We start from the raw sequence: 22,860 nt of genomic DNA, 5'->3' as shown, positions 1-22,860 counted from the left end.
CATCCGCGACCAGAGATGTTGGTGATTCATATCAAGAAAGGATTTATAGCTTTTGGGCTACTGCGAACCATCGCGCCTCCGGGCACGTCCTAGTTATGGAGGGGGAGGGGCCCATGAAAGAGATCGCGGAGCTGATCGGGGCGGAGGCCGACCGCGCCGGGCAGGCGGCGTTGGCCCGCGGCGGTGAGCTGGAGAAGTCGGGCGCGGTGCAGCTGGTCAGGTTCAGCCCGTCGGTGGTGGCCGCAGAGGTGGACGACGGCGCCGCGCGCGTGGAGTTCCGGCTCGCCGACGGAGTCCTGCACTGGTGGTGCACCTGCGCGGAGGGCCGGGACAACGGGGCCATGTGCGCGCACTGCGTGGCGACGGCTCAGTCGGTCAGGAGCAGGACGGACAGGAAGGCCTCGCCGGGGGCGTCGTCGGCGACGGCCTCGGCGAGCACGGTGCGGATCGCCTCGTAGGCCGGTTGGTCGGCGGCCCGCAGCACCGAGGAGTCCGACCAGACCAGCAGGTGCTCGCCCGCCGGCAGCCACGTCAGGTCGGTCAGGCAGTCGTACAGCGCGTCGAGGTTGTGCCCGAAGTAGTCGGGGAACGACAGGGCCCCGGCGATCGCGGCCATGGCGTCGGCGGAGGTGGTGATCGCCGAGCCGTCGATCCGGTGCGGGGCGGCGTCGGGCCGCACCTCCCCGGGTCCGGTCGCCGCGCGCTCCTCGAACGTTCCCCTGGGCAAGGCGGGTCACCTCCGCACGTCGACGGCCACGAAGGACCGGTAGTGGTCCGCGGTGTAGTAGATCTCGCCGGCGCCGCCCCCGCTGACCATCCGCCGCGCGCCCCGGTCCGACCTCCGCGGGGTCGGCACGGTGTATTCGCGGTAGTGGCCCCGTGCCTTGACCGGCAGAAGGCGCTCCCGGTTCTGGAAGACCACGCCGTCGCGGGGGTAGGGGAAGGGCCCGCCGTCGCGGATCAGCCGCCAGGTGGCGGCGGCCTCGGGCGGTAGCGCCGACAGCGCCCTGACGGGCAGCGCGCCGGGCACGGGCCGGGCCGTGCCGGCCGTCGCCGGCGAGGCCCCCGGCCTGGCGGGTGCCGAGTGGCGGGTGTCCGGACCCGCGGCGGACCCGGCGGGCGCGCACCCGCTCAGCAATGCCACCGCCGACAGGACCGCGGCGATTCCCCGATGTCTCACCTGGCCAAGCTACCCGCGCGGATCCCCGGGAAAACGGGAGGGGGGTCGCCCGCGCTTGACTGAATTGTCTAGTTGTCAGACAATCTAGCCATGAAGCTCGCCGTTGTCGGAGCCGCCGTGCTCTGGGGCACCGCAGGCACCGCCGGACTGCTCGTCGCCGGCGTCGACCCGGTCTCCCTGGCCGCCGCCCGCCTGGTGATCGGCGGCCTGGTGCTCGCCGTCGCCGCGGGGCCGGCCCTCCGGTCTCTGCCGCACCGGGGCCTGCTGCTGGCGGCCGCGCTGGCCGTGGCCGCCTACCAGCTCTGCTTCTTCGCCGCGGTCAGCCGGACCGGCGTGGCCATCGGCACCGTGGTCGCCATCGGCAGCGGCCCGGTCTTCACCGGCCTGCTCTCCTGGCTGCTCAACCGGGTGCCGCCCACCCGGCGCTGGGCCGGGGCGACCGCGGTGGCGATCGCGGGCTGCGCCGTGCTCACCGGCGGAGGGGGCGAGGCGCGGCTGGACGGGATCCTGATCGCGCTGGTCGGCGGTCTGCTGTACGCCTTCTACGCGGTGGCGGCGGCCCGGGTGATCGGCGCGGGCGCCCCCTCCGGCGCGGTGATGGGGGCGATGTTCGGCGGGGCCGCGGTCGTGATGCTCCCGGTCCTGCTGTGGACGGGCACCGCCTGGCTCGCCGAGCCGCGCGGCCTGCTCACCGCCCTCTACCTGGGCTGCGCCACCACCGCGCTGGCCTACGTCCTGTACGGCAGGGGCCTGCGCACCACCCCCGTCGCGACCGCCGCCACCCTCGCCCTCGCCGAGCCCGCGGTCGCCGCCCTGCTCGGCGTCGCGGTGCTCGGTGAGCGGCTCACGCTCGCCTCAGCCGGCGGGCTGGCGCTGCTCGGCGCGAGCCTGGCCGTGGTGGCCCTGCCCGAGCGGCGTCCGGGCCGCCGGGGCCGGGTCGCGGCAATAGAGTCGTCGGCGTGACCATCCCGCTCCGCCCCGTCTCCGCCGTCAACGCCCTCGCCGACGCCCTGCGCCGCCGGGTGCTCTCCGGCGAGATCGCCCCGGGCACCCCGCTGCCGGAACAGGAACTGTCCACCCTGTACGGCGTGGCCCGGCCGACCGTCCGGGAGGCGCTGGCCGTGCTCGTGCACGAGGGCCTGCTCAGGCGCGAACGGCACCGCAGCGCGCAGGTGGCCGAGGTCACCCTGGCCGACCTGGACGACCTGATGTTCGTGCGGCGCCCACTGGAGGACCTCATGGCCACCGCCCTGGCCGGGCGGCGGGTCGAGGAGGCCGACGGGGCGCTGGCCCGGATGGCCGCGCTGCCCGGTGACGCCCCCTGGTCCGACGTGGTGGCCGAGCACATGGCGCTGCACCAGGCGCTGATCGTCGCGGTGGGCAGTCCCCGGCTGGAGCGGCTCTACGCCGTGCTGGCCGCCGAGACCCGCCTCGGCCTGGTACGGCTGCGCGCCGTCTACACCGACCGGGACGTCCTGGTCGCCGAGCACCGGGCGCTGCTCGACGCGATCGGCAGAGGGCCCGCGGAGAGCGCGCGGCGGGCCGTCGCCACTCACCTCGACCACGGCTGGGGCACGGACTGACGGCTCCCCGGCGGATCGCCGTCGCGGGCACGGGCGCGGGTGGGACCTGCCGGACATGGCCGTGCGGCGGACCACCGGCCGTGCGGCGGCCCACCGTGCGCGGCCGCGCGGCGGCAGGTCGCGGCCCGTGCCGGTGGCCGGACTTGCACGCTTCTATTGCACCGGACGCCCTGAAGTCGTCACAATCGCGGCCATGCACGGCAATTCAGTGCCGGATTCCTACGTATACGTCACCGAAGAAGGCGTGACCCGCCACTACGCGGACGGCAGCGTTGACGCCCTCGCGTGGGAGGACGTCGTCGAGGTGCGGGTGGTGGGCGATCCGGACGTCATCTACATACTCCTTGACCGTGAGGGCCAGGGATGCGTGGTGCCCCAGGCGGCCACCGACACCGCCTTCCTCACCAGGCTCCGCTACCTCCCGGAGTTCGACTTCGACAGGCTCGGTGAGGCGGTGGACGCCGCCCGCGGCGATTACGTCGTCGTCTGGCGCAGTCCTGAGCCCCCGTCCCCCCTGCCGGATTTCGAGTACGACTAATTCCTGCTCATCGGGCGGATCGTGGCAGGCGGTCCTACATGTTTGGACCGTTCCGTCAAGATGTTCTCTCTGCCCCACTTAGGCCAGTAGTGGACAGGAGGCCGGTATTCCCCTGCCGAATCTTGATCTCTAGGATTTCCATGGGTATCCACGCTCCTGATGCATTAGAGAAATCTGTCAACCAATGAAACGAGGCAGGCGTCTCGTTATCTGTTAATGCTGGGGCATCTGGGTGGGGTGGTATGAGAGTGGGGACAGAGGCGCCCGCTGTCGCGCTCCTGGGCAGTTCGGTGCGTACCGCTCCGAGCATCTGGACACGTTCCTATGCGCGGATTCTGCTGGCCGGCGACCTCGCGTGCGCGGTGGTCGCCTGTGAGTCGGTCCTCGGGGTCCGGCTCTGGTTCGGTGCCTTCATTCCGGGGACGGAAGCGCTGCTGGGGCTGGGTCTGGCCCTGGCGTGGCCGTTCTCGCTCGCGGTGGGAGGTGCTTATCGCAAGCGTGCACATGGTGAGGGGACGGAAGAGTTCCGGGCGGTCTTCGACGGCGGGGTCGGTCTGACGGCCGCTGTCGCGATCGGGGCCTACGCCACGCAGACGACCATCGCCCGTAGCTTCGTGATGGCGATGTTCCCTCTCGCGCTCATCCTCACGATCGTTTTCCGCTATCGCATGCGCAAACGGCTCCACCGGCGGCGGTCCTTCGGGGAATACATGCGCCAGGTGGTCGCCGTCGGGCACCGGGAGTCGGTGCTCGACCTGGTGATGCAGCTCCGCAGGCAGCCGCACCACGGCATGACGGTGGTCGCCGCGTGCCTGCCGTCGGGCTCCGACGGCCTCGACGTCGACGGCGTCCCGGTGCTCGGTGGCTTCGGCGACGTCCCCGACGTGGTGGCCGAGGTCAACGCCGACGCCGTGGCGATCCTGGCCTGCCCCGAGCTGGACGGCGCCGCGCTGCGCCGGCTCGCCTGGGGCCTGGAGGACGCCCGCACCGACCTGTTCGTCGCGCCCGCGCTGATGGACGTGGCGGGCCCGCGCATCAGCATCCGGCCGGTGGCCGGGATGCCGCTGCTGCACGTCGAGCACCCCGAGTTCGACGGCGCCAAGCACCTGGCCAAAAGCCTGTTCGACCGGGTCGGCGCGGGCCTGGCCCTGTTGGTGCTGGCCGTACCCATGCTGGTCATCACCGCGCTGATCCGCGCGACCAGCCCGGGGCCGGCGCTGTTCCGGCAGGTGAGGGTGGGCAAGGGCGGCCGGGAGTTCAGGGTCGTGAAGTTCCGCACGATGGTCAACGACGCGGAACGGCTCAAAATCGATCTTCAGCGGCACAACGAGTTCGACGGCGTGCTGTTCAAGATGAGGAACGATCCAAGGATCACCCGCGTGGGCGCCTTCCTCCGCCGCTACTCCCTCGACGAGCTGCCGCAGCTGCTCAACGTGCTCCGCGGGGAGATGTCGCTCGTCGGGCCCCGGCCGCCGCTGCCCGAGGAGGTCAAGCAGTACGGCGAGGACGTGCGCCGCCGCCTGGTCGTCAAGCCCGGCATGACCGGGCTGTGGCAGGTGAGCGGACGCTCCGATCTGACCTGGGAGGAGTCGGTCCGGCTCGACCTGCGCTACGTCGAGAACTGGTCGCTCTTCCTGGACCTGCAGATCCTCTGGAAGACCTGGAGCGCCGTCACCGGCGGAGAAGGGGCCTACTAGCCGTGAAAGCACTCGTGCTCGCCGGAGGGTCGGGCACTCGGCTGAGGCCGATCACCCACACCTCCGCCAAGCAGCTCGTCCCGGTGGCCAACAAGCCCGTGCTCTTCTACGGGCTCGAGGCCATCGCCGCGGCCGGCATCCGGGAGATCGGGATCGTGGTGGGCGACACGCAGGCGGAGATCGAGGCGGCCGTCGGCGACGGCTCCGCCTTCGGCCTGGAGGTGACCTACATCCGCCAGCAGGCCCCGCTCGGGCTGGCCCACGCCGTGCTGACCGCCCGCGACTACCTCGGCGACGACGACTTCGTCATGTATCTCGGCGACAACTTCATCGTCGGCGGGATCAGCGGCATCGTGGAGCGGTTCGCCCACGACCGGCCGTCCGCCCAGATCATGCTCACCCAGGTCGGCGACCCCCGGCAGTTCGGCGTCGCGGAGCTCGACGCCGGAGGCCGGGTGATCGGGCTGGAGGAGAAGCCCGACGAGCCCAAGAGCGACCTGGCGCTCGTCGGCGTCTACCTGTTCACTCCCGCGATCCACGAGGCGGTGACCGAGCTCAAGCCGTCGTGGCGGGGCGAGCTGGAGATCACCGACGCGATCCAGTGGCTGATCGAGACGGGGCACCAGGTCGAGTCCACCGTCATATCCGGCTACTGGAAGGACACCGGCAACGTCACCGACATGCTGGAGGTCAACCGGCTGGTCCTGGAGTCCCTGGACGGCCGCGTCGACGGCCGGGTCGACGGCGCCAGCGAGCTGATCGGCCGGGTGGTCGTCGAGCCGGGCGCCGTGGTCGAGCGGTCGCGCATCGTCGGCCCGGCGATCGTCGGCGCCGGGGCCCGGATCCTGGACAGCTACGTCGGCCCCTTCACCTCCATCGCGGCCGACTGCGTGATCAACGGCAGCGAGATCGAATACTCGATCGTGCTGCCCCGCTCCTCGATCTCCGGGGTGTCCCGGATCGAGTCCTCGCTGATCGGACACGACGTCGAGGTCACCCCCGCCCCCAAGACCCCCAGAGCCCACCGTCTCGTGCTGGGCGATCACAGCAAGGTTCAGATCAGCTCTTGAGATCCTCCCCACGGCCGGGGCCGGGACGTCCCGGCCCGCACGGCCTGGAGTCCCTGTCCCGCGGCCGGCCGCGGCCACCCCTGCCGGGTGCCGCGGTCCGCCCCGGCTCAGCAGGTGTTTCACCTCCCCGTCAGCCCGGCCGCGGGATCCTCGCGGCCGCCCGGGGACCGTTCGGTCATCGCAAGCCCGCGCACGACCACAATCGGAAGGAGGCAGGGGCGTCCCGCCCGTGGCCGAGGCCAGGGGCACACGCTCCGGAACGCCGATGAAGATCTTGGTCATCGGTGGGGCCGGCTTCATCGGCTCCCACTACGTCCGCACGCTCAACGCGGACGGTGCCACCGTGACTGTCGTCGACAAGCTCACCTACGCCGGCAACCCGGCGAACCTGGAGGGCGCCGCCCACGACTTCGTGCACGGCGACATATGTGACGCCGAGCTGATGGCCGCCGTGGTGCCCGGCCACGACCTCGTCATCAACTTCGCGGCCGAGACCCACGTGGACCGGTCCATCGCCGGCGCCGGGGAGTTCGTGCGGACCAACGTGCTCGGCACGCAGACCCTGATGCAGGCGTGCCTCGACGCGGGCACCCAGCGGGTGGTGCAGGTCTCCACCGACGAGGTCTACGGATCGATCGACGTCGGCTCCTGGAAGGAGGACACGCCGCTGCGGCCGCGCTCGCCGTACTCGGCGGCCAAGGCGGGCGGCGACATGATCGCCCTCGCCTACGCGGTCACCCACGGCCTGCCGGTCTCCATCACTCGCTGCGGCAACAACTACGGGCCCTACCAGTATCCGGAGAAGCTGATCCCGCTGTTCGTCACCAACCTCCTGCAGGGGCGCAAGGTCCCGCTCTACGGCGACGGCGGCAACGTCAGGGACTGGGTCCACGTCGACGACCACTGCGCGGGCATCCGGCTCGTCGCCGAGCGGGGCGAGCCCGGCGAGGTCTACCACATCGGCGGCACGGCGGAGATGAGCAACATCGAGCTCATCACCCAGCTGCTGGCGGCCTGCGGGGCCGACTGGGACATGGTCGAGCGCGTCGAGGACCGCAAGGGGCACGACCGCCGCTACTCCCTGGACGACTCCCGGCTGCGCGCCCTCGGCTACCGGCCGGGCGTCCCGTTCGAGCAGGGCCTGGCCGACACGGTCCGCTGGTACGCCGACAACCCGGGCTGGTGGAAGGCGGCGACGAACCGGCCCGACGGGCACGGCGCGCTCGCGGCCACCGACGCCGGGCGGCGCGGCGAGGAGAGCGCATGAGCCGGTGGCTGGTCACCGGCGCCTCCGGCATGCTCGCGACCGAGCTGCTGAGCCGCCTGAAGGCCGCGGGGGAGCCCGTCCTCGCCCTCCGCAAGGACGAGCTCGACCTCCGTGACACCTCCGCCGTGCACCATCTGGTGTCGGCCTGCCGGCCGGACATCGTGGTCAACTGCGCCGCGTGGACGGCGGTGGACGACGCCGAGACGCGTGAGGACGAGGCGCTGGCCGTCAACGGGCACGGGGTGCGGGCCCTGGCCGAGGCGTGCGGGCGCCTCGGCGCGCGGATGATCCACCCCTCCACGGACTACGTCTTCGACGGGAGCGGGGTGGACCCCTACCGCGAGGACGCCCGGCCCTGCCCGGTCAACGCCTACGGGCGCACCAAGCTCGCCGGCGAGCGCGCCGTGCTGGAGGTGCTGCCCGAGACCGGCTACGTCGTGCGGACCGCCTGGCTGTACGGCGCGGCCGGCAAGAGCTTCGTCGGCACCATCGCCGGTCTGGAGCGGACCCGCCCGGTGCTGGACGTCGTCGACGACCAGATAGGCCCGCCCACCTGGGCCGGCGACCTGGCCGCGGGGCTCGTCGAGATGGGGCGGACCGGCCCCCCGCCGGGGATCTACCATGCCACCGGCGCGGGTCAGACGAGCTGGTACGGCTTCGCGAGGGAGATCTTCACGCTGCTGGGCGCGGACCCGGACCGGATCAACCCGGTGCCGGCCAAGGAGTTCGCGCGTCCCGCGTCGCGGCCGGCCTACAGCGTGCTGGGACACGAACGCTGGGACCGGGCGGGACTGCCGCCGATGCGGGACTGGCGCGAGGCGCTACGGGAATCCGATGTGCTCGTCAACTGCTAGGCGCGGCCGGCCGGCCCTCGGGAGAGGCGAGGTCCTCGTAGTAGGCCACGCAGGCGCGGTAGTCGGGCAGCAGACCCGCGTCCAGAGCCTCCTTGAGGCTGGGGGCGGCGGCGTCCTTGTCCGACAGGATCGGCTCCACCCCGGCGGGCCAGTCGATCGCGAGGGTCGGGTCGAAGGGGTGGACGCCGTGCTCGCGCCCGGGGGCGTAGGGCTGCGAGCACATGTAGACGACCGTGGCCTGCTCGCTGAGCGCCATGAACCCGTGGCCCAGCCCCTCGGCGACGTAGAGGCCGCGCCGGGACTCGTCGTCCAGGCGCATGGCCTCCCACCGCCCGAAGGTGGGGGAGCCGACGCGGATGTCCACGACGACGTCGAGGACGGCCCCGGAGACACACGTGACGTATTTGGCCTGGCCAGGCGGGACGTCGGCGAAGTGGATGCCCCGCAGGACGCCCCGCTTGGAGACCGAGACGTTGGCCTGGGCGAGATCCAGCCGATGGCCGATGGATCGCTCCAGATCGGTGGAGCGGTACAGCTCCAGGACCGCGCCGCGGGGGTCGGAGTGGATACGAGGCGTATGGCACCAGATTCCGGCGATGCTGAGGGGTTCCATGGCCGAAGCATGCCACAGCGGACCCGTGTAACACCGCCGAAGTATCGGGCGAAATCCTAGGGTTCGCGCTCGATGAAATGATCTTTATGGAGACCGGTCGAGCCGCGTTCCGCGGCTAGGGAGTGTATTGATGACAACCTGCCGGCTGTGCGGCTCCCCGAGCCTCGCCAGCGTCGTCGACCTCGGCGCGACACCGCCCTGCGAGCGGTTCCTCACCGCTGAGCAGCTCGATGAGCCCGAGACCACCTACCCGCTGCACCTGCGGGTCTGCACCGACTGCTGGCTGGCGCAGATCCCGCCGCTGATCACGCCAGAGGACACCTTCACCGAGTACGCCTACTTCTCGTCGTACTCGACCTCGTGGGTGGAGCACGCCCGGGAGTTCGTGGCCGGGGCGGTCGACCGGCTGGGGCTGGACGGCGACTCGTTCGTGGTCGAGGTGGCCAGCAACGACGGATACCTGCTGCGGCACGTGGTCGATCGGGAGATCCGGTGCCTGGGCGTCGAGCCGTCGAAGAACGTCGGCGAGGCGGCCAGGGAGAAGGGCGTGCCGACCCTGACGGCCTTCCTCGGCCCCGAGACCGGCGCCGCGGTCCGTGCCGAGCACGGGCCCGCCGACCTGGTGGTGGCCAACAACGTCTATGCCCACATCCCCGACGTCATCGGATTCACCAAGGGCCTGCGCGCGCTCGTGGCCGACGACGGGTGGGTCTCCATCGAGGTCCAGCACCTGCTCACCCTGATGGAGCACAACCAGTACGACACGATCTACCACGAGCACTTCCAGTACTACACGGTCGCCTCCGCGCAGCGTGCCCTGGCCTCCGGCGGGCTGTCCCTCGTGGACGTCGAGCTGCTGCCGACCCACGGCGGCTCGATCCGCCTGTGGGCGCGGCCGCAGGAGGCGGCCGGCGAGCCGGGCGAGCGGGTGGACCGGGTGCTCGCCGCGGAGAAGGCCGCGGGCCTGCACGAGCTGGCCGGATACACCGAGTTCGCCGCCCGGGTGGCCCGGGTCCGGCGGGAGCTGCTGAAGTTCCTCGTCGAGGCCGCCGAGCAGGGCAAGACGGTGGTCGGCTACGGCGCCCCCGGCAAGGGGAACACGCTGCTCAACCACTGCGGGGTCCGCCCGGACCTGCTGTCGTACACAGTGGACCGCAACCCCTACAAGCACGGCAGGTTCACCCCCGGCACGCGGATCCCGATCCTGCCGCCGGAGCGGATCGCCGAGGACCGGCCCGACTACGTGCTGGTCCTGCCGTGGAACCTCCGCGAGGAGCTCACCGGCCAGCTGTCCTCCGTACACACATGGGGAGGCCGGCTGGTCTTCCCCATCCCCAGCCTGGAGATCGTCGAGGTGAACCCGTGAAGGTCGTGCTCTTCTGCGGCGGATACGGAACGCGGATGCGCACCGGCACCCCCGGTGACGTGCCCAAGCCCATGCAGCTCGTGGGCCCCCGGCCGCTCATCTGGCATGTGATGCGCTACTACGCGCACTTCGGGCACACGGAGTTCATTCTCTGCCTCGGTTATGGAGCGCACCACATCAAGGACTTCTTCCTCAACTACCAGGAGACCATCTCCAACGACTTCGTCCTGCGCGGCGGCCGGGTCGAGCTGCTGTCCACCGACATCTCCGACTGGTCGATCTCCTTCGTGCAGACCGGGATCGAGTCGCCGATCGGCGAGCGGCTGCGCCGGGTCCGCGACCACCTCGACGGCGCGGAGATGTTCCTGGCCAACTACGCCGACGTGCTCACCGACGCGCCGCTGCCGGAGATCATCGACCGCTTCGCCGCGTCCGACGCGGGCGCCTCCATGATGGTCGTCCCGCCGTCGGACACCTTCCACTGCGTGGAGCTCGGCGAGAGCGGGATGGTCGGCGGGATCACCCCGGTCAGCCAGATGCCGCTCTGGGTGAACGGCGGATACTTCGTGCTCCGCCAGGAGGTCTTCGACCACATCCCGCCGGGCGGCGACCTCGTCGCCGACGGCTGCGCCGAGCTCGCCAAGCGCGGCCGGATGCTCGCCTACCCGCACCGCGGATACTGGCGGCCGACCGACACGGTCAAGGAGCGGGTCGCCCTCGACGAGGCGTACTCGCGGGGCGAGCGGCCGTGGGCGCTGTGGGAGCGGGAGCCCGCGGGGCAGCCGGCATGATCGGATTTCGGCCGGCCAGGGCGGGCGGGACAGCCGGGAGCGGCGGGGTGCGGAGCGTCGCGCTGCTCGCCGCCCACTGCGACGACATCGCCATCGGCGCGGGCGGCAGCCTGCTGACCGTCTGCTCGGCACACCCCGGCGTCCGGGTGGACGCGCTGGTGCTCTCCGGCGGCGGCACCGAGCGGGAGGACGAGGAGCACGCGGCGCTGACCGCCTTCTGTCCCGGCGCCGACCTGCGGCTCACCGTGCTGAAGCTGCCCGACGGGCGGCTGCCCGCGCACTGGGACGAGGCGAAGGGCGCCGTGGAGGAACTGCGCGCGCGGACCGACCCGGACCTGATGTTCGCGCCGCACCCCGGCGACGCCCACCAGGACCACCGCGGGCTGGCCCGGCTGGTGCCCACGGCCTTCCGCGACCACCAGGTGCTCGGCTACGAGATCGTCAAGTGGGACGGCGATCTCGGACGGCCGTCGGTCTACCAGCCGCTCACCCCCGAGGTGGCGGAGGCGAAGGTGACCCTGCTCCAACAGCACTACCCCTCACAACGGCGGCGTCCCTGGTACGACCGTGAGGCGTTCCTCGGGCTGGCGCGCATCCGCGGGATCGAGTGCCATGCGCGCTACGCGGAGGCGTTCCACGTCAACAAGTTGACTCTCGATCTGGCTGGAGGATGAACCGGATGCGCGTACTGCTGACCGGGCACCAGGGCTACCTGGGAAGTGTGATGGCTCCGGCGCTCGCCGAGGCGGGCCACGAGGTGATCGGCCTGGACTCGGGGCTGTTCGCCGACTGCGTTCTGGGTCCCACGCCGGACGACCCCCGCGGTCACCCGGTCGACCTGCGAGACGTCACCGCCGGCGAGCTGGCGGGGGTGGACGCCGTGGTGCACCTGGCCGCGCTCTCCAACGACCCGCTCGGCTCGCTGGCGCCCCAGCTCACCTACGACATCAACCACCACGCGTCGGTGCGCCTGGCCCGGCTGGCCCGCGAGGCGGGCGTGCGCCGGTTCCTGTACGCCTCCACCTGCTCGGTCTACGGCGCCTCCGGCGGCGACGGCCTGGTCGGTGAGGACGCGCCGCTGCGCCCGGTGACCCCCTACGCCGAGTCCAAGGTCCGGGTCGAGGACGACCTGGCCGAGCTGGCCGACGGCGACTTCACCCCGGTCTTCCTGCGCAACGCCACCGCGTTCGGGTTCTCGCCCCGGCTCCGGGCGGACATCGTGCTGAACAACCTCGTCGGGCACGCGCTGCTGTCGGGCACGGTGCGGGTGCTGTCCGACGGCACCCCGTGGCGGCCGCTGGTGCACGCCGAGGACATCGCGGAGGCGTTCGTCCTGGCCCTGGCCGCCCCCCGGGAGGTCGTGCACGCCCGGGCGTTCAACGTCGGCACCGAGGAGAACAACGTGACCGTGGCGGAGATCGCCGCCGAGGTCGTCGAGGCGGTGCCCGGCTCCGAGCTGGTGATCACCGGTGAGGCCGGGGCGGACCCGCGCTCCTACCGGGTGGACTTCTCCCGCATCCGCGCCGCGCTGCCCGGCTACCAGGCGCGCTGGACGGTCAAGGAGGGCGCGGTCGAGCTGGTCGAGGCGTACCAGCGGCACGGCCTGACCGAGCACGACTTCCAGCACCGTTTCACCAGGCTCGCCCGGCTGTCGGCCCGGCGTGCCGAGGGCAGCGTCGATGGCGCGCTGCGCCCGCGCGGGGCGGTCGCCGGTGACGATTGAGACCGTGGGGCGTCAGATGCACGCCCTGGTCGAGCGGCTCTACCCGCTGTGCCGGAGCATCACCGGCGACGGGGTGCGCCGCACTCTGGAGATCGTCGGCGAGTCGGTCCCCCTGCGGATCCACGAGGTGCCGACGGGGACCGAGGTCCTCGACTGGACGGTGCCCAAGGAGTGGAACATCCGTGACGCCTACGTCAAGGACGCCTCGGGCACACGGGTGGTCGACTTCGCCGAGTCCAACCTCCACGTCGTCGGCTACAGCGTCCCGGTGTCGGCCGTCATGTCCCTGCGGGAGCTCCGCCCCCACCTGCACACCCTGCCCGAGCAGCCCGACCTGATCCCCTACCGGACGAGTTACTACGCCGAGACGTGGGGCTTCTGCCTGCGGGAGAGCACCCTGGCGGGCCTGCCGGAGGGCGACTACGAGGTCAGGATCGACTCGACCCTCGCCGACGGTCACCTGACCTACGGCGAGCACGTGGTGCCGGGGCAGGTCTCCGAGGAGGTGCTCGTCTCCTGCCACGTTTGCCATCCCTCGCTGGCCAACGACAACCTGGCGGGCGTCGCCGTGGCGGCCGAGCTCGCGCGGCGGCTGGCCGGGACCGACCCGTACTACACCTACCGCTTCCTGTTCATGCCCGGCACGATCGGCGCGATCACCTGGCTGGCGCGCAACCGGGAGCGTTCCGAGAGGGTCAAGCACGGGCTCGTGCTGGCCTGCGCCGGAGACAGCGGCACGCTGACCTACAAGCGCAGCAGGCGCGGGGACGCGGAGATCGACCAGGTGGTCCGGCACGTCCTGCGGACCTCGGGGCGCGAGCACGAGATCGTGGACTTCTCACCGTACGGCTACGACGAGCGGCAGTTCTGCTCGCCCGGTTTCGACATGCCGGTCGGCTCGCTGACCCGCACGCCGTACGCCGGCTACCCGGAGTACCACACCTCGGCGGACAACCCGGACTTCGTCTCACCCGAGGCGATGGCCGACACGCTGGAGACCTGCTGGGAGATCACGCGGGTGCTGGAGCGCAACCGGCGTTACGTCAACCTCAGCCCGTACGGCGAGCCGCAGCTCGGCCGGCGGGGCCTGTACGGGTCGCTGGGCGGCCGCAGCGACACCAAGCAGGCGCAGATGGCGATGTTGTGGGTGCTGAACCTCTCCGACGAGGAGCACAGCCTGCTGGACATCGCGGAACGGTCCAACCTGCCCTTCGCCGCCGTGGCGGATGCGGCACAGGCCCTGCGTGGTGCAGGACTGCTCAAGGAGAAGGGGAAATGACGCAGGTCCAGACCGTCATGGGTGCCGGGGCGCTCAACCTCCGGGTCGGTGAGCTGGTCGAGGTGCTCAGCGAGGCCGAGATCATGGCCACGCTGGACGAGAGGGGTGAGCTGGACGCGCTGCCCTTCATGCCGGAGATGCTGGCCTTCTGCGGGCAGCGGCTCACCGTGCACAAGGTCGCCCACAAGCTCTGCGACACGATCAGCCGGACCGGCATGCGGCGGATGGAGCGCGCCGTGCACCTGACCGGGGCGCGCTGCGGCGGCCAGGCGCACGGCGGCTGCCAGACGGCCTGCCTGATGTACTGGAAGGAGGCGTGGCTCAAGCGGGTGGAGCCCGGCGACCCCCCGGCGACCGCCCCGTCCGCCCCGCGGGACCCCGCGGCCTCCGGCGGCGGACCCGGGGCCGCGGGTCCGGGCGGCCTCGCGGCGGGCCGGCCCCTCCTGCCGATCCTGGAGGTCGCCGCCCGGAAGGAGCCCGGTCCGGACGGGGAGGAGCGCTTCTCCTGCCAGGCCACCGAGCTGCTGCGGGCCGCGCCCACCTGCCTGCCGTTCAAGGACGTCCGGCAGTACGTCATGGATGTGCGCACCGGCAACGCGGGCATGTTCTTCGCGCTCCGCGCCTTTCTCGTCGGGCTTTTCAACCGCTTTCAGGACCGGAGCGGACGGGTGCTGCCAAGCTGGCTGCGGATCAGGGGCGGCCTCCGGTGGGGGTTCGTCAAGGGCGGGCTCGTCGGCGCGACGCCGAGCGTCACCCTCGACCTCCGGCCGGGAGAGCTCGTCCGGATCAAGTCCAAGGAGGAGATCGTCAAAACCCTCAACCAGGACCTGCTCAACCGCGGGATGGGGTTCGAGGAGGAGATGTCGCGTTACTGCGGGCAGACGGCGCGGGTGCTCTCGCGGGTCGATCGGTGCATCGACGAGAAGACCGGCCGGATGCTCCAGATGAAGTCCCCGTGCATCGTGCTGGAGGGCGTCGTCTGCGCGGGCGCTTACACCGTCAGCTGCCCGCGTGAGTTCATCCCGTTCTGGCGGGAGATCTGGCTGGAACGGATCGAGGAGCCCGCCTGACCCGACCGCCGCCGCCGAGACGGCGCCGGCGGCCCGGCGGGCTGGCTGTGAAAGGTAAGACATGGAAGACAGACAGGGCGCGGAGCCGGCGACGGGCACGGACCCGGAGTCCGGGCCGCCCGGTCCGGCCGCCTCCCCGGACGGGGAGAACGGCCGGGTCGGGGAGATCGGCCGCCAGGCCGGTCGCGGGCTGCGCTGGAGCGTGCTGGGCAACCTGGCGATGAAAGTCGGCTCGTTCGCCATGAGCCTGGTCCTCGCCCGCCTGCTGGTACCGGAGGACTTCGGCGTCTTCGCCATCGCGCTGGCGGCCAGCCAGCTCGTCGTCCACATCAACGACGCCGGCATCATCGCGGCGACCGTGCAGTGGCGGGGCAGGCTTGAGGACATGGCGCCCACGGCGACGGTCGTGGCCATCGTGTCCAGCGGCGTCCTGTACGGGATCTTCTGGGTGATCGCGCCGTTCTTCGCGCAGCTGTCCGGGAGCGAGGAGGCCACCTGGGTGATCCGGGTGCTCGCGGCCACCAACGTCGTCTACGGCCTGACCGCCGTGCGCAGCGCGGCGCTGCTGCGCAGGTTCGAGCAGGACAAGCTCACCAAGGCCAACCTGGTGGGCTTCCTGGTGAACGCCACGGTCTCCATCACGCTCGCCGCCGGGGGCGCCGGGGCCTTCAGCTTCGCCTGGGGCCAGCTCACGGGCACCGTGGTCACCGGGGTGCTGGTGGTCGCCTTCGCGAAGCTGCGGATCCGGATCGGCCTCGACCGCGCGGTCGTCAGGCGGCTGCTGACCTTCGGACTCCCGCTGTGCGTGAGCCTCGGCATCGAGGGCGTGCTGCTCAACGCCGACTCCGTCATCGTCGGTAACGCCCTCGGGCCCACCCTGCTCGGCCTCTACCTGCTGGCCTTCAACATCTCGAGCTGGGTGCCCGGCCTGATCGGCACGGCCGTCCGCTACGTCGCCCTGCCCAGCTTCTCGCGGCTGGCGGAGGAGGATCCGCGGTCACTGTCGCTGGGCGTGCAGCGGGCGGTCCCGCTGCTGCTGTCCATCGTGCTGCCGATCGCGGTGATGATGGGCACCCTCGCTCCCGCGCTGGTGGTCTTCCTGTACGGCGAGCGCTGGGCGCCCTCCGCCGAGGTGCTGCGCTTCCTGGCGATCGTGATGGCCGTGCGGATGCTGACCGCCCTGGCCTTCGACGTCCTGGCCTCCCTCGGCGCGACCAAGTCCACCGTCTGGCTCAACCTGGGCTGGGCCGTGACGTTGCTGCCCGTGCTGACGGCCGGCGCGCGGCTGGACGGCATCCGCGGCGCGGCGATCGGGCACGCGGCGGTGGCCGTCCTGGTCGCCCTGCCGCTGGCGACGCTGGCCCTGCACCGGGCGGGAGTGGTCCTCGCCCCGGTCGCCTCCGCCCTGGTGCGCCCGCTGCTGGGCGGCGTGCTCGCGGTGGCCGTCATGCTGTCGCTGGCCCAGGTCACCCGTGGCGTCCCGCTGGTCCAACTGTGCGTGGCGGGCGGCACGGGGCTGCTCGCCTACGTCTTCGTCGTCGTGCCGCAGGCGGTGCTCAGGCAGCTGGGCGGCAGGGTGACCGAGCTGATCCCCTTACGCTCTCGCTGACTGGAGAAGGAAACCGGATGCTTGACTCCGACACCCTGGTGTCCATCGGACTGCCGGTGCGCAACGGCGCCGAGAGGCTGGACGGCGTGGTCCGGTCGGTCCTGGCGCAGGACCACACGGACATCGAGCTGGTGATCTGTGACAACGCCTCCACCGACGGCACCGAGGAGTTCTGCCGGGAGCTGGCGCGCTCCGACGACCGGGTCGTCTACCACCGGCAGCCGCACAACGTGGGGCTGCTCAACAACTTCGTGCACGCGGGGCGGATCGCCCGGGGGACGTTCTTCCGCTGGGTGGGCGACGACGACCGGCTGGACCCCGCCTGCGTCTCCCGCTCCCTGAGCGCCTTCGCCCAGGACGAGCGCCTCATCCTGGTCACCACGCAGGTGGCCTACACCGACCCCGACGGCACCACCAGCACCGGCGTCTACGACGGCGGGGGCCTGCTGTCCGACGACCCGGCCGAGCGGTTCGCCGAGATGCTGCGCATGCTCAACGAGAGCCACCTGTTGATCGATCCCCTGTACGGCCTGATGCGCCGGGCCTCCGTGGTCGGCATCCCCCGGCGCAACATGCTCCGCGAGGACGAGGTCTTCGCGGCGAAGCTCGCGCTGGCCGGGCCGTGGGGCCACGTGCCCGAGGTGCTGGCCCACCGTAACTGGAAGCACGAACGCATCGGGGTGGTCGGACGCCGCCTCGGCGTGCCCGCCTGGCAGGCGCGTTTCTCCTCGACCCTGCAGTACCGCGAGATCCTGCGCTGGCTGGGCGAGGCCCCCCTCACCGAGGAGCAGCGCCGCCGCGCGTACGCCGCCGCGCACCGGATGTACGCCCGCCGCCAGTGGCGGACGGTGTCGCATCGCAGCCGAAAGCTCGTGCGGCTGGGCACCGGGCTGCTCCTGCCCGGCCGGGCCGCCGGGCGCCCGTCGGGCAGAAGCTGATCATGAACCACCGTGCGCGTGCCCGGCGCACGACCGCATCAGTCGCATCAGTCGCATCAGTCGTGAACAAGTCGTGAACAAGGAGAGCGTTCAGGATGACCACCGTCTTTTCCAACAGCGTGGTGGACGACGACACCCGGCGCGGCCTGCTCTACGAGGGGAAGGTGTTCACCTACTCCGCGACACCGGCCTCCAAGGAGCTCGTCGGCCTCGCCCATCAGCTGATCAGCGAGGCGTTCGGCGGCCGTGACCCGGAGACCGCGCAGTTCGACATGCCGGTCGAGGAGTTCGCGGCGCTGCTCGCCGGGCTCAAGCCGAGGTTCATCCATCACCCCCGGTGCAAGGAGCTGCTGCCGGCCGTCCTCGCCGATCTCGGCTGCCCGCTCGACCGGACCTACTTCGACGTCCCCCGGCTGCGCACATCCACCTCCAACGACTACCTCACCTCCGGGATCTCCTACGCCTTCCACCCGCACCGCGACTGCTGGTACTCCGCGCCGTTCAACCAGCTCAACTGGTGGATCCCGATCTATCCGGTGGTGCCGGAGAACGTGATGGCCTTCCACCCGAAGTATTTCGACCGCCCCGTGCGCAACGGGAGCGCGCGCTACGACTACGCCGAGTGGAACCGGACCAGCCGGCTCAGCGCGGCCCAGCACGTGCGCAGCGACACCAGGGAGCAGCCGAGGCCCGAGGAGCCGGTCGAGCTCGACCCGCAGGTGCGGGTGGTGCCCGAGCCGGGCGGGGTGATGCTGTTCTCCGGCGCGCAGCTGCACTCGACGGTCCCCAACACCTCGGGCAGGACCCGCTTCAGCATCGACTTCCGGACCGTGAACATCGACGACGTGCGGGCGCGCCGGGGCGCGGCCAACGTGGACGCGGCGTGCACCGGCACGACCCTGCGCGACTTCGTGCGCTGCACCGACCTCGACCCGATGCCGGAGGAGCTGGCGCTGGAGTACGAGGCCGAGGCGCTGGCGCGGGTGAGCTGACGGCCCCGCCCGCCGCCTACGGCGCGGGACGTACGGCCGCGCGCATCCGTGACAGTCTGGCCCGTGCCGCCTCGCGCAGCGCGGGCCAGCTGCGGTGCCGCTGGAAGGGGAGCTCGAAGAGCGACGCGAACGTCCGGGCCGCCAGCAGGGCCACCGGTACGGCCAGCACGAGCGCGGTCAGGAACGCGGGCAGGCCCCCGGGCACGTTCGGCGCGACGACCAGCTGGTAGATCGCCACGACGATCGGGGCGTGGATCAGGTAGAGCGTGTAGGAGAAGGAACCCAGGCTCCGGAACGGCCGCAGGTCCAGCAGCCGGACCAGGGAGGCCGGACGGCCCGTCGCCACCGCGGCCAGCAGCAGGCCGACCGCGGGACCGAGCGCGATGTCGATCCAGAAGTAGTTCCCCACCGTCCAGACCGAGCCCCGCACGACGATCACCGCGAGCACCGGGACGGCGGCGAGCAGCGCCAGCCAGTGCCAGGGCAGCCGCCGCAGGCGGTCGCCCGCGGCGATGACACCCGCGGCGACCACGCCCACCGCGAACAGCACGGCGAACTGGGGCGTCAGCCGCATCAGCATGCCCACGGCCGGCACGGCGGGCGCGAGCAGGCCGATCGCCACCACGATCACGGTGACGGCGCCGAGCATCACGGCCGCGCCCGCCCTGCGCAGGACCAGCAGCAGCAGCGGGAAGACGAGGTAGAGCTGGGCCTCGATGGCGATGGACCAGAAGGCTCCGTTGGGGCTCGGCGCGCCGAAGAGGTCCTGCAGCAGCAGGCCGTAGACGGCCACCGACTTGGCGGTGGGCGGTCCCTCTCCCGGCTGGGGGACCAGGGTCCAGGCGATCACCAGGCTGAACGCCAGCGCGGCCCAGTAGGGCGGCAGGATGCGCCAGGCGCGGCGCTGGGCGAACCGGCCCATGCCGCCCAGCCGCCATCCTGACCGCGCGGGGGAGACGGCCAGCGAGAAGCCCGACAGGACGATGAACACCACCACCGCGATGTGCCCGTAGAGCAGCCAGCCGAGCCAGCCCGGGCCGGTGTCGGCCGGGTATCCGGGGAAGGCCATCAACCAGCAGTGGTGCACCATGACGAACAGGGCCGCGACGCCGCGGATCCCGTCCAGGCCCGCCAGCCTGCCGCGCTCTCCGGCCGCCCGCCCGACCGGCCCGCCGGAGTCTCCGGCCGCCCGCCCCTGATCGCCGGCTGGACCATCCCGAACATCCCTTTCGGGTGATTTCATCCGACAAACCCCCATCTTGAGGTGATGGGGGCGCTCGCATCTCCCCCTTTTTGGCCTATCGACGGGTCTATCGCTGTATCGTCACCAGACGTAACATCCGATGAGGGAATGCGACGTGGCCTGCCCGGTGTCCGGCTGCTGTAACGGGAGGTCCGCGCTCGCCGATGGGTAGTTGGTCGTATGTCTCGGGGGGTTGCGGTGCCCCGTCATAAATTAGGGGCGGAGAAATATGGACTTCTGGAAGGCCATATTCGGGCTCGTCAAGCGTAGAACCATCGGCCCTCCCCTGGCCGCACTCGCGCTCGCCGCGGCGACCCTGGTCTTCTTCCTGATGCCCACCTCCTACGTGTCGACCGCGTCCATGGTGCTGACGACCCCCGCGACCGGTGGAACGCTCCCGTCCGACCCGACCAAGCCGCTCGGGCTGACGAACCCGTTGCTTCAGTTCAGCGACGGTCTGCGGGTCACGGCCGGCATCCTCATCCTCTCCATGAACGCCCCCGAGGTCGCCGCCGAGCTGGGCGTGGTGAAGGACGGCACCACCGAGATCACGATCAACGACGGCCGCACCAACCCGAACCTGCTGGGCATCAGCACGAACGGCCCGTTCGTCTACGTGGAGGTCCAGAGCAGGTCCGCCGCCACCGCCCAGGACGTGGTGCTCAAGGCCAAGCAGCGCGTCCGCCGGGAGCTGGCCAACCGCCAGCAGGCGCTCAAGGCCCCGCGCTCCACCTTCATATCGATCGTCGACGTGGTGCCCTCCTCCACCCCCGAGGCCAAACTCTCGGGGAAGCTGACGGCCGCCGGCGGGACCCTGTTCCTCGTGCTCCTGGCCGGCATCACCATCGCCTACGCCGCGACCCAGATGCGCAGGGGCGGGCGCTCCGCCGATCCCGCGCCCGCGCCGGCTCCCGCGGGCGGGCGCGGCGGGCCGGGGTCGGCCGCGCTCTCCGTCCCCGACCCCGTCGACCCCCCCTTGACCGTCTACCCGCGCACGGATGTGCGAGAGTCCGCCGAAGGACCGTTCCAAGACGACTCCGAGCCGCTCGTCGTCCTGATCGAGAACGAGCCGTTCGCGCACCGGGACGACGAGGCCGGCGACACCATCGTGTTCATGCGGGCCAGCGGCCGCGACGACCACGAGAAGTGAGCGGGTCCGCGGCGTCCTGTCCGTGGCCGCCCGGCGGGCGGCCCGCGGTCATCCGGTGATCTGAGCGCACCGCTCGATGGCGGCCCGCCGCGCGTCCGCCGGGGTCTCCGACTTCGCCGAGATCATCATCGCCACCGCCTCGGGGCCCAGCCGGTCGGCGAACGCGATGGCCCCCTCGCGGTCCAGCGGGGTCCGCTGCCAGTTCTTGTGGCAGATCGTGGTGTTGGAAGGCGGGGGCGGCGTGTCCTCGCCCAGGACCTCGTCGACGAACACGCCGTAGAGCATGAACTCCGAGATGTGCAGGCGGGAGTTGAAGGCGTCCAGCCAGTCTCGCCCGGTGGTCTCGCTCACCCGCCGCTGCATGGCGCGGACGGTGGCCGGGGTCCAGAAGTTCAGAGCGGTCACGTAGTCGGTCAGCGGAGGCGGCGGCGCCGGGGGGAGACCGAGCAGCTCGCGGGAGACCTGGTGCCACAGGACGTGCCGCTCCATGTCCGCGGTCACCCCCTTCTCCTCCCGGTGCAGGCACAGCCGCCCGTCGGCGGTGAAGCTCTCCACGGTCGTCGGGCGGACCAGCACCACGTCGGAGTCGGCGATCATCACGGCGTCCGCGTCGAGCCGGCCGGCAAGGGCGATCTTGAGCGTCTGCTGCATGACCCAGCCCCGGACCGGGGGCCACGGCCTGCGGGAGTTGGCCCACAGGTGGTAGGGGGCCAGGCGGAAGTAGCGCTTCGGAAGGAGCTCCCCGTAGGTCCATATACGGCAGCGCGGCCCGGCGTACTTGGCGAAGACGCTCTTCCAGACTGGAGAGATGATCACGTGGTGCACGGTCTCGTCCGAGGTGTGTTCCAGAACCGACCGGTGCAGATCGGCGAACAGCTCCGCGTCGGGCCCGTGGCTCGGGGTGATGACGGCCAGCTCGGTCATGGACGGTGGGCTCCAGTCATGCGGGATCAGTGGTCATGAAACACCCCCAATCAGTATCGTCACATCAATTGCTCCGTTACGGCGGGCGTTCAGCGCAACCTCGGGCCCGTTCCAATTCCGAGTAACGCCTCGCCCCGGTCCGGGCGATGACCATTAGCGGGCTTCTGTGCGGTCGCCCGCCGTCAGGTTCGGGGAGGAAGCGCGCATGGACTTCTGGGGAACGGTCCTTGTCGTTTTCCGCCGCTGGTACATCTTCCTGCCGATATTCGCGCTGTCGTTGACCGCCGCCGGTGGCATCTACTCGACGATCCCGACGACCTACACCTCCAGCGCGGTCCTCATCCTGACCACGCCGACCACCGGTGGGAGCCTGCCGACCAACCCCGACATCCCCAACGGCCTGACCAACCCCATGCTCAACTTCGACCACGGGCTGAGCATCTCGGCCTCGATCCTCATCGCGGCGATGGGGACCTCGGACATGGCGGCCGAACTCGGCGTGACGGACGGCGGGGACTTCGGCTTCAAGGTCACCAACGGCGGCAACAACCTTGAGTCGCTCGCCACTGGACCGTTCCTGTTCATCGAGGGCGAGGCGTCCTCGGCGGCCGGTGCGCAGGACATCGTCAAGCGGGTCATCGTGCGGGCGAAGGCCGAGCTGGACCACCGGCAGAAGGTGGTGCGGGCCCCCATAGCGACCTACATCACCACCTACGAGGCGGTGCCGCCGACCACCCCGATGGCGCAGCGGGGCCGGAAACTGCGCGCCGTCGCGGCGGCCGCGGGCGTGGGCGTCGTGGCGAGTCTGTGCGCCACGTTCATGGCCGAGAGCTTCTTCCACAGGCGCAGGCTCCGCGGCCGGACCGGCATCCCGGACCACACCGGCGCGCTCCCGGAGGCGGATCCCACGCCGGTCAGGGCCGCTCTCAACGGCCGGTCGCCCGCCGACGGCCCGGTTGCGAGGCACTGACCC

24 protein-coding genes are annotated in these 22,860 nt (G+C 71.3%); 19 read left to right on the top strand and 5 right to left on the bottom strand.

The features are described 5' to 3' along the window. Nucleotides 1-113 precede the first annotated feature (113 nt). Nucleotides 114-458, top strand: coding sequence for a hypothetical protein (locus J2S55_RS13335; RefSeq protein ID WP_306860306.1), 345 nt, complete (start codon nucleotides 114-116; stop codon nucleotides 456-458). Here the strand turns inward: J2S55_RS13335 and J2S55_RS13330 are convergent. Both J2S55_RS13330 and J2S55_RS13325 read right to left on the bottom strand, forming a co-directional pair. After that, nucleotides 368-727: a barstar family protein gene (locus J2S55_RS13330; protein ID WP_306860304.1), complete on the bottom strand. Its 360-nt coding sequence runs from the start codon at nucleotides 725-727 to the stop codon at nucleotides 368-370. The two genes, J2S55_RS13335 and J2S55_RS13330, sit on opposite strands and share 91 nt — an antisense overlap. Nucleotides 728-733: 6 nt before the next feature. Then, nucleotides 734-1,180: a guanyl-specific ribonuclease gene (locus J2S55_RS13325; RefSeq protein ID WP_306860302.1), complete on the bottom strand. Its 447-nt coding sequence runs from the start codon at nucleotides 1,178-1,180 to the stop codon at nucleotides 734-736. A 90-nt stretch (nucleotides 1,181-1,270) separates the two neighbouring features. On the opposite strand from J2S55_RS13325, the gene J2S55_RS13320 reads away from it, so the two are divergent. The 7 genes from J2S55_RS13320 to rfbD all read left to right on the top strand — a co-directional run bounded on the left by J2S55_RS13320 (nucleotide 1,271) and on the right by rfbD (nucleotide 8,189). Then, on the top strand, nucleotides 1,271-2,143 hold the full coding sequence (locus J2S55_RS13320; RefSeq protein ID WP_306860300.1) for a DMT family transporter: 873 nt from the start codon (nucleotides 1,271-1,273) through the stop codon (nucleotides 2,141-2,143). Next, nucleotides 2,140-2,763 carry a GntR family transcriptional regulator gene (locus tag J2S55_RS13315; protein WP_306860298.1) on the top strand — a complete coding sequence of 208 codons (624 nt, stop codon included), beginning with the start codon at nucleotides 2,140-2,142 and terminating at the stop codon, nucleotides 2,761-2,763. The genes J2S55_RS13320 and J2S55_RS13315 overlap by 4 nt, the downstream gene beginning before the upstream one ends. Nucleotides 2,764-2,956: 193 nt before the next feature. Beyond that, entirely contained in the window at nucleotides 2,957-3,301 is a 345-nt protein-coding gene (locus J2S55_RS13310; protein WP_306860296.1) for a hypothetical protein, read from the top strand. A 242-nt stretch (nucleotides 3,302-3,543) separates the two neighbouring features. Continuing rightward, nucleotides 3,544-4,998, top strand: coding sequence for a sugar transferase (locus tag J2S55_RS13305; RefSeq protein WP_306860295.1), 1,455 nt, complete (start codon nucleotides 3,544-3,546; stop codon nucleotides 4,996-4,998). 2 nt (nucleotides 4,999-5,000) lie between these two features. Beyond that, nucleotides 5,001-6,068, top strand: coding sequence for a glucose-1-phosphate thymidylyltransferase (locus tag J2S55_RS13300; RefSeq protein WP_306860293.1), 1,068 nt, complete (start codon nucleotides 5,001-5,003; stop codon nucleotides 6,066-6,068). A gap of 265 nt (nucleotides 6,069-6,333) precedes the next feature. After that, nucleotides 6,334-7,335: a dTDP-glucose 4,6-dehydratase gene (rfbB, locus tag J2S55_RS13295; RefSeq protein ID WP_306860291.1), complete on the top strand. Its 1,002-nt coding sequence runs from the start codon at nucleotides 6,334-6,336 to the stop codon at nucleotides 7,333-7,335. Next, nucleotides 7,332-8,189 (top strand): dTDP-4-dehydrorhamnose reductase, encoded by an 858-nt coding sequence (gene rfbD, locus J2S55_RS13290; protein ID WP_306860289.1) that lies wholly within the window; start codon nucleotides 7,332-7,334, stop codon nucleotides 8,187-8,189. Before rfbB ends, rfbD begins: the two co-directional genes overlap by 4 nt. Here rfbD and rfbC read toward each other — a convergent pair. Continuing rightward, nucleotides 8,179-8,802, bottom strand: a complete 624-nt coding sequence (gene rfbC, locus J2S55_RS13285) for a dTDP-4-dehydrorhamnose 3,5-epimerase (protein WP_306860287.1) — start codon at nucleotides 8,800-8,802, stop codon at nucleotides 8,179-8,181. The two genes, rfbD and rfbC, sit on opposite strands and share 11 nt — an antisense overlap. 130 nt (nucleotides 8,803-8,932) lie before the next feature. Here rfbC and J2S55_RS13280 point away from each other — a divergent pair, with 130 nt between their 5' ends. From J2S55_RS13280 to J2S55_RS13240, 9 genes are all read left to right on the top strand, one after another. Further along, a complete protein-coding gene (locus J2S55_RS13280) occupies nucleotides 8,933-10,168 on the top strand; it encodes a class I SAM-dependent methyltransferase (RefSeq protein ID WP_306860285.1) in 1,236 nt (411 codons plus the stop codon). Continuing rightward, complete coding sequence (locus J2S55_RS13275; RefSeq protein WP_306860283.1) at nucleotides 10,165-10,959, top strand: sugar phosphate nucleotidyltransferase; 795 nt, start codon at nucleotides 10,165-10,167, stop codon at nucleotides 10,957-10,959. The genes J2S55_RS13280 and J2S55_RS13275 overlap by 4 nt, the downstream gene beginning before the upstream one ends. Beyond that, nucleotides 10,956-11,633, top strand: a complete 678-nt coding sequence (locus tag J2S55_RS13270; RefSeq protein WP_306860282.1) for a PIG-L deacetylase family protein — start codon at nucleotides 10,956-10,958, stop codon at nucleotides 11,631-11,633. The genes J2S55_RS13275 and J2S55_RS13270 overlap by 4 nt, the downstream gene beginning before the upstream one ends. Before the next feature lie 5 nt (nucleotides 11,634-11,638). Next, entirely contained in the window at nucleotides 11,639-12,682 is a 1,044-nt protein-coding gene (locus tag J2S55_RS13265; protein WP_306860280.1) for an NAD-dependent epimerase/dehydratase family protein, read from the top strand. After that, nucleotides 12,672-13,961, top strand: a complete 1,290-nt coding sequence (locus J2S55_RS13260; protein WP_306860278.1) for a DUF4910 domain-containing protein — start codon at nucleotides 12,672-12,674, stop codon at nucleotides 13,959-13,961. The genes J2S55_RS13265 and J2S55_RS13260 overlap by 11 nt, the downstream gene beginning before the upstream one ends. Then, nucleotides 13,958-15,031: a hypothetical protein gene (locus J2S55_RS13255; RefSeq protein ID WP_306860276.1), complete on the top strand. Its 1,074-nt coding sequence runs from the start codon at nucleotides 13,958-13,960 to the stop codon at nucleotides 15,029-15,031. Before J2S55_RS13260 ends, J2S55_RS13255 begins: the two co-directional genes overlap by 4 nt. A 61-nt stretch (nucleotides 15,032-15,092) precedes the next feature. After that, on the top strand, nucleotides 15,093-16,640 hold the full coding sequence (locus J2S55_RS13250; RefSeq protein WP_306860274.1) for an oligosaccharide flippase family protein: 1,548 nt from the start codon (nucleotides 15,093-15,095) through the stop codon (nucleotides 16,638-16,640). 17 nt (nucleotides 16,641-16,657) lie between these two features. Beyond that, the gene (locus J2S55_RS13245; RefSeq protein WP_306860272.1) at nucleotides 16,658-17,578 is read left to right on the top strand and encodes a glycosyltransferase family 2 protein; all 921 of its coding nucleotides are present in this window, start codon (nucleotides 16,658-16,660) and stop codon (nucleotides 17,576-17,578) included. 95 nt (nucleotides 17,579-17,673) lie between these two features. After that, entirely contained in the window at nucleotides 17,674-18,570 is an 897-nt protein-coding gene (locus J2S55_RS13240; protein WP_306860270.1) for a phytanoyl-CoA dioxygenase family protein, read from the top strand. A gap of 16 nt (nucleotides 18,571-18,586) precedes the next feature. Here the strand turns inward: J2S55_RS13240 and J2S55_RS13235 are convergent, their stop codons facing one another. After that, nucleotides 18,587-19,813 (bottom strand): acyltransferase family protein, encoded by a 1,227-nt coding sequence (locus tag J2S55_RS13235; RefSeq protein WP_306860268.1) that lies wholly within the window; start codon nucleotides 19,811-19,813, stop codon nucleotides 18,587-18,589. A 229-nt stretch (nucleotides 19,814-20,042) separates the two neighbouring features. Here J2S55_RS13235 and J2S55_RS13230 point away from each other — a divergent pair, with 229 nt between their 5' ends. Further along, complete coding sequence (locus tag J2S55_RS13230) at nucleotides 20,043-20,963, top strand: hypothetical protein (protein ID WP_306860266.1); 921 nt, start codon at nucleotides 20,043-20,045, stop codon at nucleotides 20,961-20,963. Between the two features lie 48 nt (nucleotides 20,964-21,011). Here the strand turns inward: J2S55_RS13230 and J2S55_RS13225 are convergent, their stop codons facing one another. Next, nucleotides 21,012-21,887 carry a DUF6492 family protein gene (locus J2S55_RS13225; RefSeq protein ID WP_306860264.1) on the bottom strand — a complete coding sequence of 292 codons (876 nt, stop codon included), beginning with the start codon at nucleotides 21,885-21,887 and terminating at the stop codon, nucleotides 21,012-21,014. Between the two features lie 205 nt (nucleotides 21,888-22,092). On the opposite strand from J2S55_RS13225, the gene J2S55_RS13220 reads away from it, so the two are divergent. Beyond that, nucleotides 22,093-22,857: a hypothetical protein gene (locus J2S55_RS13220; RefSeq protein WP_306860262.1), complete on the top strand. Its 765-nt coding sequence runs from the start codon at nucleotides 22,093-22,095 to the stop codon at nucleotides 22,855-22,857. Nucleotides 22,858-22,860 lie beyond the last annotated feature (3 nt).

Source organism: Streptosporangium brasiliense (assembly GCF_030811595.1).
Classification (GTDB): Bacteria; Actinomycetota; Actinomycetes; order Streptosporangiales; family Streptosporangiaceae; genus Streptosporangium; species Streptosporangium brasiliense.
This window is presented reverse-complemented; position numbering and strand designations above follow the sequence as displayed.

Excerpts from the sequence above, each read along its gene's own strand:
- J2S55_RS13310 (WP_306860296.1), top strand. The coding sequence starts at position 2,957 with ATGCACGGCAATTCAGTGCCGGATTCCTACGTATACGTCACCGAAGAA.
- J2S55_RS13240 (WP_306860270.1), top strand. The coding sequence starts at position 17,674 with ATGACCACCGTCTTTTCCAACAGCGTGGTGGACGACGACACCCGGCGC.
- J2S55_RS13335 (WP_306860306.1), top strand. The coding sequence starts at position 114 with ATGAAAGAGATCGCGGAGCTGATCGGGGCGGAGGCCGACCGCGCCGGG.
- J2S55_RS13280 (WP_306860285.1), top strand. The coding sequence starts at position 8,933 with ATGACAACCTGCCGGCTGTGCGGCTCCCCGAGCCTCGCCAGCGTCGTC.
- rfbD (WP_306860289.1), top strand. The coding sequence starts at position 7,332 with ATGAGCCGGTGGCTGGTCACCGGCGCCTCCGGCATGCTCGCGACCGAG.
- J2S55_RS13270 (WP_306860282.1), top strand. The coding sequence starts at position 10,956 with ATGATCGGATTTCGGCCGGCCAGGGCGGGCGGGACAGCCGGGAGCGGC.
- J2S55_RS13245 (WP_306860272.1), top strand. The coding sequence starts at position 16,658 with ATGCTTGACTCCGACACCCTGGTGTCCATCGGACTGCCGGTGCGCAAC.
- J2S55_RS13235 (WP_306860268.1), bottom strand. The coding sequence starts at position 19,813 with ATGAAATCACCCGAAAGGGATGTTCGGGATGGTCCAGCCGGCGATCAG.
- J2S55_RS13305 (WP_306860295.1), top strand. The coding sequence starts at position 3,544 with ATGAGAGTGGGGACAGAGGCGCCCGCTGTCGCGCTCCTGGGCAGTTCG.
- J2S55_RS13230 (WP_306860266.1), top strand. The coding sequence starts at position 20,043 with ATGGACTTCTGGAAGGCCATATTCGGGCTCGTCAAGCGTAGAACCATC.
- J2S55_RS13250 (WP_306860274.1), top strand. The coding sequence starts at position 15,093 with ATGGAAGACAGACAGGGCGCGGAGCCGGCGACGGGCACGGACCCGGAG.
- rfbC (WP_306860287.1), bottom strand. The coding sequence starts at position 8,802 with ATGGAACCCCTCAGCATCGCCGGAATCTGGTGCCATACGCCTCGTATC.
- J2S55_RS13255 (WP_306860276.1), top strand. The coding sequence starts at position 13,958 with ATGACGCAGGTCCAGACCGTCATGGGTGCCGGGGCGCTCAACCTCCGG.
- J2S55_RS13320 (WP_306860300.1), top strand. The coding sequence starts at position 1,271 with ATGAAGCTCGCCGTTGTCGGAGCCGCCGTGCTCTGGGGCACCGCAGGC.
- J2S55_RS13220 (WP_306860262.1), top strand. The coding sequence starts at position 22,093 with ATGGACTTCTGGGGAACGGTCCTTGTCGTTTTCCGCCGCTGGTACATC.
- J2S55_RS13225 (WP_306860264.1), bottom strand. The coding sequence starts at position 21,887 with ATGACCGAGCTGGCCGTCATCACCCCGAGCCACGGGCCCGACGCGGAG.
- rfbB (WP_306860291.1), top strand. The coding sequence starts at position 6,334 with ATGAAGATCTTGGTCATCGGTGGGGCCGGCTTCATCGGCTCCCACTAC.
- J2S55_RS13265 (WP_306860280.1), top strand. The coding sequence starts at position 11,639 with ATGCGCGTACTGCTGACCGGGCACCAGGGCTACCTGGGAAGTGTGATG.